The organism is Streptomyces capoamus (assembly GCF_014654935.1).
Lineage (GTDB): Bacteria > Actinomycetota > Actinomycetes > Streptomycetales > Streptomycetaceae > Streptomyces > Streptomyces capoamus.
Genome location: NZ_BNBF01000018.1, coordinates 97,000 through 105,027, shown reverse-complemented (window position 1 = coordinate 105,027; position 8,028 = coordinate 97,000). Strand labels below are relative to the sequence as shown.

Sequence of the window (8,028 nt, the reverse complement as noted above, 5' to 3'; positions counted from 1 at the left end):
GCGGCGCCGGTCCCGGCCGCGCCCGCGGCCAGGGCCCACGCGGGTACGTCGCTGCCGGACATCAGGACGTGGCCCAGGGCGGCGAGCACGACGCACACGGCCGCGAACACCGCGGCCCGTATCGTGCGAGCGCACCACCCTGCTGTCATGGCGCCCCATCCTCGCATCCGGGCCGTGGTCGTCGGGGACGGGTACGGAAATTGACCGGGTGTCACACTCAATCCCCGGGGTGTGATCCAGACCATGGCGCTCCGCCGGAACTCACCGGCTTTCCCGTCCGACACACTTGTTCAGGACGCCCGACCGCCGGGGCGGGTCACCACCGCGAGCGTCCTGACCGGCGCGCTGTGCGCGAAGTGCAGCGTGAAGGGGACGAGGTCGCCCGCCCGCCAGTCGGCCGCCCCCAGGACGACGTCCACGCCGTGCGGCGACATGGCCAGCCGGCCGCCGGCGGGGACGGTGACCGCAGCCACCCCGGCCTTGTAGGCGGCCCCGCCGCCGGTGGTCCGGTGCCGGCTGAGGGAGACCGGGCCGGGGCTGCCGGGGGACGTCACCCCGATCAGCCGGTCGTCCGAGCCGCCGCGGTTGGCGACGTCGAAGAAGGCCGCGGTCTGCGTACTGTCGCCGTAGGGCAGCAGGACCCGTCCGGACGACACGTCGATCCGCGGCGGACTGCCCGCCTTCCCGGCCCCGACCCAGGTGGTCAGGCCGCCGAGGGCGAGGCTGCACGCGGCCACGGGCACGAGTGCGGCGAGCAGGGTGTCCGCCGCCGGGCGGCGACGCGACGGCCGCCGGGGATGCCGTTCGGTCGTCCCGGTCATCGCGTGGCCCTCCTGACGGGCGTCGACTGCCAGGCACGCAGCCGCAGGCTGTTGCCGACCACCAGCACCGAACTGGCGGACATGGCGGCAGCGGCGGGCATCGGACCGAGCAGGCCGACCATGGCGAGCGGCACGGTGACGGCGTTGTAGCCGAACGCCCAGAGCAGGTTGGCGCGGACGGTGCCCAGGGTGCGCCGGGCGAGCCGTACCGCGTCCGGCAGCGCCTCGACGTCACCGCGCACCAGCGTCACGTCGGCCGCCGCGACGGCCGCGTCGGTACCGGTGCCCAGGGCGATGCCGAGGTCCGCGCCGGCCAGCGCGGCGGCGTCGTTCACGCCGTCCCCGACGACCGCGACCCGGTACCCCTGTTTCCGCAGACCACGGACGAGGGCGGCCTTGTCCTCCGGCGAGCAGCGGGCATGCACCTCGTCGATGCCGAGGGCCGACGCGACGGCCCGGGCGGGCTCCTCCCGGTCACCCGTGGCCAGCACCGGCCGGACGCCGAGACGCCGCAGCCGGTCCACGGCACGGTAGCTCCCGGGGCGCAGGACGTCCCCGACCTCGATCAGGGCCTCGACCGCGCCGTCGACCCGGACCAGGACCGGGGTACGGGCGGCGGCCCCGGCCTCACGCAGGGCATCGACGAGGACCTGGGGCAGCACGTCGCCCGGCCCGTGGACCCGGGGAGGCGCGTCGCCCGACGCGAGAGCCTGAGGCAACCCATCGCCCGGCCCGTGCACCCGGTGAGGCGCGTCACCCGGCGCGAGAGCCTGGGGGAGCACGTCGCCCGGCCCCTGGGACCGAAGCAGCACGTCGCCCGACCCTTGGACCCGGCGAGGCGCGTGGCCCGGCGCGAGAGCCTGAGGCAACCCATCGCCCGGCCCCTGGACCCGGGGCAGCACGTCGCCCGGCCCATGGCCCCGAAGCGGCGCGTCGCCCGGCGCCAGAGCCTGGGGCAGCGCGTCCGGGGCGTGGAGCTCGACCAGCCGGCCCTCGACGCGCCCCCTGACGCCCCGCCCGGGTACGGCGCGGAAGTCGCTCACCTCCGGCAGCGGCCCGTTCGGCAGTGCCCGGCGGGCGTACGCGGTGACGGCCCGCCCCACCGGGTGCTCCGAGCCCTGCTCGACCGCGCCGGCCAGCCGCAGCACCGCGTCACGGTCCGGTCCGCCGGGCACGGTCGTCACCCGGGCCACGGTCATGCGGCCGGAGGTGAGCGTGCCGGTCTTGTCCAGGACGACGACGTCGACGTGCCGCAGTCCCTCCAGCGCCCGCGGCCCGCTGACGAGCACGCCCAGCCGGGCGCCCCGTCCGGTGGCGGCCATCAGCGCGGTGGGTGTCGCCAGCCCCAGCGCGCAGGGGCAGGCGACGACCAGCACCGCCACGCACGCGGTGACCGCGGCCTGCGGGTCGGCGCCGGCACCGAGCCAGAACCCGAGCGTCGTGACGGCCAGCGCCAGGACGACCGGCACGAAGACGCCCGCCACCGCGTCCGCGAGCCGCTGCGCCCGCGCCTTGCCGGCCTGCGCCTCGGTCACCATCCGGGTGATGCGGGCCAGCCGGGTCCCGGCCCCGACGGCCGTCGCCCGGACGAGCAGCAGGCCGCCGGAGTTGACGGCTCCGCCGACCACGGCGGAACCGGGCCGCACCCCGACCGGCTCGCTCTCTCCGGTGACCAGGGACAGGTCCACCGCGGAGGCGCCCTCCACCACCTCGCCGTCCGTGGCGACCCGTTCCCCGGGCCGTACGACGAAGAGCTGCCCGACGGTCAGCCGCTCCACGGGGATCAGCCGTTCGCCGCCGCCCTCCCGGACCGAGACCTCCTTGACGGCGAGCCGGGCGAGGGCGCCCAGGTCGGCCCCGGTGGCGCGCCGGGCCCGTGCCTCCAGGTACCTGCCGGCCAGGACGAACAGCGGTACGCCGACCGCCGCCTCGAGGTAGAGGTGGGCGGTGCCGTCCGCTGCCGAGGGCACCACGGTGAACGGCATGCGCATGCCCGGCCGGCCGGCGCCGCCGAGGAAGAGCGCGTACGCCGACCAGCAGAAGGAGGCCGCCACCCCCAGCGAGACCAGGGTGTCCATGGTGGCCGCCGCGTGCCGCAGGCCCCGCAGGGCCCGGAGGTGGAACGGCCAAGCGCTCCACACGGCGACCGGCGCGGTCAGCACGAAGCACAGCCACTGCCAGTTGCGGAACTGCAGGCCCGGCACCATCGACAGCACGAGCACCGGCAGCGCGAGCACCGCCGTGACCAGGAGCCGGTCGTGCTCGGGCCGGCCGCCCTCGGCACCGGTGTGCTCGTCCTCGCGCCGCGGTGCGGGCGGTCCGGGCAGTGCGGCGGTGCAGCCGGCCTGTTCGACGGCCGCGACGAGCTGCTCGGCGCCGATGTCCGCCGGATGGTTCACCCGGGCGCGTCCGGTGGCCAGGTTGACGGTGGCCGTCACCCCGTCCAGCCTCCCGAGTTTCTTCTCCACCCGCCGTACGCAGGCCGCGCAGGTCATCCCGCCGACGGTCAGCTCGGTCGTCACCCGGTCCGTCACGGTCGGCGCCCCCATCAGCGACCCCCTCCGTGCGGGCTCCCCATGCCGTCCATGCCGTCCATGCCGTCCGTTCCGTCCATGCCGTCCGTTCCGTCCGCGCCGCCGTCACCGTCGCCGCCGTCCCGGCCCGTCCCCGTGCCGTGCATGCCGGGCGCGACGGGGCCGGCAGCGGCTCCGACGGCGTACGACACCGCGAACACCAGGGCCAGCAACAGGAGGAAGCCGCACAGGGCGGGCGGGGGCGCGGGCCTCCGCGGGCGCGTACCCGCGCCGGAGGGGGTTCGCCGGAAGTCGTCCATCAGCCGTGTCTCCAGTCCGTGTCGTACGGCCCCGACCGGATGGGCCGTACCGCTTCAGGAGTCGGACCGGCCGGCGGCCGAGTTCCGGAGGGCGGCCCCGCCCTCGTTCGTCTACAGTTCGGTAGACCGTCTACTCGGGTGTAGTCATCCGCTTCCGGGTGCCCGCTTCCAGCCGATCCGCAGGGAAGGCCGCCATGACCAGTCCGCCGTACGGGGCCGCGCAGCTGGCCGTCAACGTGCTCGACGCGCACTCGCTGCTGGCCGCCTTCGGCGTGCTGGGGGTCGGTGTGGTGCTGTTCGCCGAGACGGGACTGCTGATCGGGTTCTTCCTGCCGGGTGACTCCCTGCTGTTCACGGCGGGGCTGCTGTGCACCGGCACGGCCGACCGGACCGTGCGGCTCTCCCTGGCGCCGCTGCTGTGCGCGGCGGCCGTCGGCGCGCTGGCCGGGGCGCAGTGCGGATACCTGATCGGCCGCAGGGCGGGCGGCGCGCTGATCGGCCGCAGCCGCTCCCGGCGGCTGCACGAGGGTGTGCGGCGCGCCGAGGAACTGCTGGAGCGGTACGGGCACGCCAAGGCGGTCGTACTCGCCCGCTTCGTGCCGGTGGTGCGGACGGTACTGAACCCGATGGCGGGCGCGCTGGAGGTGCCGGTGCGGACCTTCACGGTCTGGCAGGTGGTCGGCGGCCTCGTCTGGAGCCTCGGCCTGACCCTCGCGGGCTACGCGCTCGGGTCCTCGGTCCCGAACGTCGACCGCTACCTGCTGCCGCTCGTCGCGCTGGTCGCCCTCGTGTCCCTGATCCCGCTGCTCGCCGAGGTGCTGCGCGCCCGCCGGGGCGCCGGTGCGAAGGAGGGGAGCAGGTGATCGCCGGCTTGCCGCCCCGCGACGGTTCCGTCGTCGGGCGTCCGGGGGCGGGAGTGACGGAAGAGGGCCGTGTCGGTCCGCCGGACCGCCGCCCCGCCGGCGACTGAGCGGGGCGCGGGCCCGCTGCGCCGCCGGCTGGGACGGGCCGTCGTCCTCGCCTACGCCGCCGCGCTGCTGCTGCCCGGGCCCGGGCTGTGGCTGCGCCGGGACCACGCGCTGCCGCTGGGCGGGGCGGGCACCCTGCCCGTGCCCGTCGCACCGCTCCTGCTCTCCCTGGTGCTCTTCTCCGCCGGGCTCCAGGTGCCCCTGGCCGCGCTCGGCGGCCTGCTGCGGCGCCCGGCGGCCCTGCTGGCCGGGCTGGTCCTGCACCTGTCGATCCCGCTGCTGGCCATCCCCGCCGTCGCCTTCCTGCTGCGCCGGACCCCGGACACCGACGGCGGCAGCGGTCTGGTCACCGCGATGATCCTGGTCGTGGCGATGCCCGTCGCCGCCGGGGCCACCGTGTGGACCGGCAAGGGCGACGGCGACCAGCCGACCATGGTGGGGCTGGTGCTCGCCTCCACCCTGCTCAGCCCCCTCACCGTCCCTCTGGTCGTCGGCGCCCTGCTGCCCCTGCTCAGCGGCGGCTACGGGGACCGGCTCGCCCAGGTCGAGCAGACCACCCACGGCGGGTTCGCGCTGGCCGGTGTCGTCCTGCCCTGTGCGGCGGGCGTCCTGTGCCGTCTCGCGCTGCCCGCGCCGCCGCTGCGCCGGGTGCTGGAGACCGTCGTACCGGCCGCCCTGGCCGGCTCCCTGCTGCTGACGTACGTCAACGCCAGCGGTGCCCTCGGCTCCTTCCTGGCGAAGCCGAGGCCGCTGCTGCTCGCCGCCGCGCTGGCCGTGGCGGCGCTGGTCTGCCTGGTGTCGTTCACCGTCGGCCGCGGCGCGGCACGGCTGCTGCGGCTGGACGCACCGGCGGCCTCGTCCCTCACCCTCGCCTGCGGCATGAACAACAGCAGTGCGAGCGCCGTCCTGATCAGCACCGCCCTGCCCGACAAACCCCACCTGCTCCTGCCGGTCCTGGCGTACGGGCTGCTGCAGAAGACGGCGGCGAACCGCGTCGTCACCAGGACCGGGTGACCGCGAGGCGGCCGTCGCCCGTCCGGAGGACGCCGGGATGCGGGGCGGTGCCGGGTCCGTACGGTCGGTTACGGGGCCGGGACGGGCCTGGCCGCACGTCAGGAGGGTCCATGCGTCACATCGGCTCGACACTCACCGCGCTCGGCGCCGCCGGGTTGCTGGCGCTCGCCGTTCCCTCGTCGGCGTTGGCCGCGAACGGGTTCCTGGTGATCGACGGAGTCCGTCACGACAGCCCGCAGGGGTGCTTCGAGGTGACCCACCTGTCGACCGTCTTCAACGTCACGGACATACCCGCGCTGGTGCACAACGTGCCGGGCTGCGCCGGCACCTTCGTCCAGGTGATCCCTCCCGGGCTGGCGGTGCAGGTGCCCGGCACCCACAGCGTCTTCATGGGTGAGCCGGCGGCGGACCTGCTGCCTCCCGCCTGACGGCCCCGCGGCGCACCCGGCTCCGCTCAGCCGGTGAAGTAGCGCTGGTCGCGTGCGATCGCCACCAGCTCGTCCATGGCCAGCGCCGGCCGCGGGCGGGTCACCGGAGCGCTTTCGGCGTACGAGTTGACCTCCCGCGCCGCCACCCGGCGGCCGTCCGGATACAGCACGTCGACCAGCCACACGACGGCCGGACCACCCTTCTCCGAGGGTCCCCGCACCTTCTTGACCTTGGTGCCGTCGGACAGGGTCGTGGCCCGGCAGTCGCCCTCGACCCCGGCGCAGCCCATGTGCCCGGCCAGGAGGGCGGTCATGCCGTACTGCGCGTCGACCTCCACCATGTTCCTGCCCCGGCCGTCGTCGTACACGAGCTGGACCAGGCCGTCGTCCGCGTGCAGGTCGGAGACGGTGCCGCCGTGCGGCAGCCGGGAGCGCAGCACCTCGGTCATCCGGGTGCCCGTGACCCGCTGCCGGGTGGCGGAGGGACCGGGGGACGCGTGGGTGCGCGGGGCCGGCAGCGCGGCGATCGCCCTGTCCCAGGCGGGGCTGCGCACGATGGAGGCCAGCCGGGCGGTCGACAGCACGGGGTCGGCTCCGCCGGCGGACTCCTTCTCGCCGCCCCCGCCGAACTCCTGCACCGTCAGCTGGGCCCCGGCCGCGGTGGTGAGGACCACGTACCAGCGCTTCTGCCCGGTGTCGCTGTTGGGGTAGGTGAACGACTCGGTGGTGCTGAGCAGCGCGCCACCGGGGAGCTTCTCGGTCCGGCACGTGTCGTACGGGCGCACCTCCACCGGCAGGCAGCCGCCCTCGCCCTGCTGGTCCGCGGGCAGGCCGGGGTCGAGCCGGGCGATGTCGAGGGTGATGCCGGAGGACCCCCGCGCGGTGGAGTAGGTGAGCCGGGCGGTGGGCCGGACGTCGGGGCCGTCCGTCCGGGATCCCGTCCCCGACGCGGCGGAGACGGTGCCGCCGGGCGGCAGCAGGCTCTTGAGCGTGCGGACCATCTCCGCCCCGCTGACGGACGAGACCCGCGGGGCGGACGACTGCCCGACGGAGGGACCGGAGGCGGCGGGGCCCGCCTGCCGCGTCGTACCGTCGCCGGCCCGGCCGCCGACGGCGCCCGTGGCCACCAGGGCGCCGCCCGCGGTGACCGCCGCGCAGACCGCCGTGGCGGCGGCGACCCGGACGGCGCGCAGCAGCCGCAGCCGCCGGCCCCGCGCGACGGAACGCCGCACCAGGTCGGCGGAGGGGGGCGGGAACGTGCCGGCGGCGCTGGTCAGGGCGCGGGCCAGCCGGTCCTCGAGGTCCTCGGGGGAAGACATGGTGGATCTCCGTTCGTCGGGGGCGTCGGTCGGGCCGGGGGCGGGGGGCGCCGCCGGGGCCGGGCTCTTCGTGCTCGCCGGGCTCGCCGGGCTCGTCGGGCTCGTCATGCGGCCAGATCGGCCAGCTCGTCGCCCAGCAGGGCGCGCAGCCGCTCCAGGGCGCGCATGCTCCGGGTGCGGACGGCTCCCGGTGACAGCTGCAGGACCCGGGAGGTCTCCTCCACGGAGCGGTCCTCCCAGTAGCGGAGCACCAGCACGGCACGGTCCTTGGCCGTCATCCGGGCCAGGCCCTCCAGCAGGGCGATCCGCAGCTCCGTGTCCCGTGCGGGGCCGGCCGCTTCGGGCAGCCGGTCGCTGGGGCGCTCTGTGGAGCTGCGGCGGCGGCGCTGGGAGATGAAACTCCGCACGAGCACGGTGTCGGCGTAGGCCACCGGCGACTCCACGCGGCTGATCCGCCGCCACGACCGGTACATCTTGGCGAGGGTCTCCTGAACCAGGTCCTCGGCGAGGTGCCAGTCGCCTGTGAGCAGGCAGGCGGTCCGCATCAGCGGCCCGCTGCGGGCTGCTGCGAACTCCAGGTAGTCCGCGGGTGCTTCCCCCACCATGTGTCCCTTCGTGGTCGGACGTCACCTCTTACACGCGGTG

At 75.9% G+C, this 8,028-nt stretch carries 8 protein-coding genes; 3 read left to right on the top strand and 5 right to left on the bottom strand.

What is annotated here, in order from left to right:
• Positions 1-290: 290 nt before the first annotated feature.
• From IE312_RS26195 to IE312_RS26185, 3 genes are read right to left on the bottom strand one after another with little or no spacing between them, the layout of a single operon-like run.
• The gene (locus IE312_RS26195; protein WP_189984786.1) at positions 291-821 is read right to left on the bottom strand and encodes a copper chaperone PCu(A)C; all 531 of its coding nucleotides are present in this window, start codon (positions 819-821) and stop codon (positions 291-293) included.
• On the bottom strand, positions 818-3,370 hold the full coding sequence (locus IE312_RS26190) for a heavy metal translocating P-type ATPase (protein ID WP_189984785.1): 2,553 nt from the start codon (positions 3,368-3,370) through the stop codon (positions 818-820). Before IE312_RS26190 ends, IE312_RS26195 begins: the two co-directional genes overlap by 4 nt.
• Entirely contained in the window at positions 3,370-3,654 is a 285-nt protein-coding gene (locus IE312_RS26185) for a hypothetical protein (RefSeq protein WP_189984784.1), read from the bottom strand. The genes IE312_RS26190 and IE312_RS26185 overlap by 1 nt, the downstream gene beginning before the upstream one ends.
• Positions 3,655-3,848: 194 nt before the next feature.
• On the opposite strand from IE312_RS26185, the gene IE312_RS26180 reads away from it, so the two are divergent.
• From IE312_RS26180 to IE312_RS26170, 3 genes are all read left to right on the top strand, one after another.
• Complete coding sequence (locus tag IE312_RS26180) at positions 3,849-4,517, top strand: DedA family protein (protein ID WP_189984783.1); 669 nt, start codon at positions 3,849-3,851, stop codon at positions 4,515-4,517.
• Between the two features lie 69 nt (positions 4,518-4,586).
• Positions 4,587-5,636, top strand: coding sequence for a bile acid:sodium symporter family protein (locus tag IE312_RS26175; protein WP_189984782.1), 1,050 nt, complete (start codon positions 4,587-4,589; stop codon positions 5,634-5,636).
• A gap of 110 nt (positions 5,637-5,746) precedes the next feature.
• Positions 5,747-6,064, top strand: a complete 318-nt coding sequence (locus IE312_RS26170; RefSeq protein ID WP_189984781.1) for a hypothetical protein — start codon at positions 5,747-5,749, stop codon at positions 6,062-6,064.
• A 26-nt stretch (positions 6,065-6,090) separates the two neighbouring features.
• Here the strand turns inward: IE312_RS26170 and IE312_RS26165 are convergent, their stop codons facing one another.
• Together IE312_RS26165 and IE312_RS26160 are read right to left on the bottom strand one after the other, a co-directional pair.
• Positions 6,091-7,383 (bottom strand): hypothetical protein, encoded by a 1,293-nt coding sequence (locus IE312_RS26165; protein WP_189984780.1) that lies wholly within the window; start codon positions 7,381-7,383, stop codon positions 6,091-6,093.
• A 104-nt stretch (positions 7,384-7,487) separates the two neighbouring features.
• The gene (locus tag IE312_RS26160) at positions 7,488-7,988 is read right to left on the bottom strand and encodes a SigE family RNA polymerase sigma factor (protein WP_189984779.1); all 501 of its coding nucleotides are present in this window, start codon (positions 7,986-7,988) and stop codon (positions 7,488-7,490) included.
• Positions 7,989-8,028: the final 40 nt, after the last annotated feature.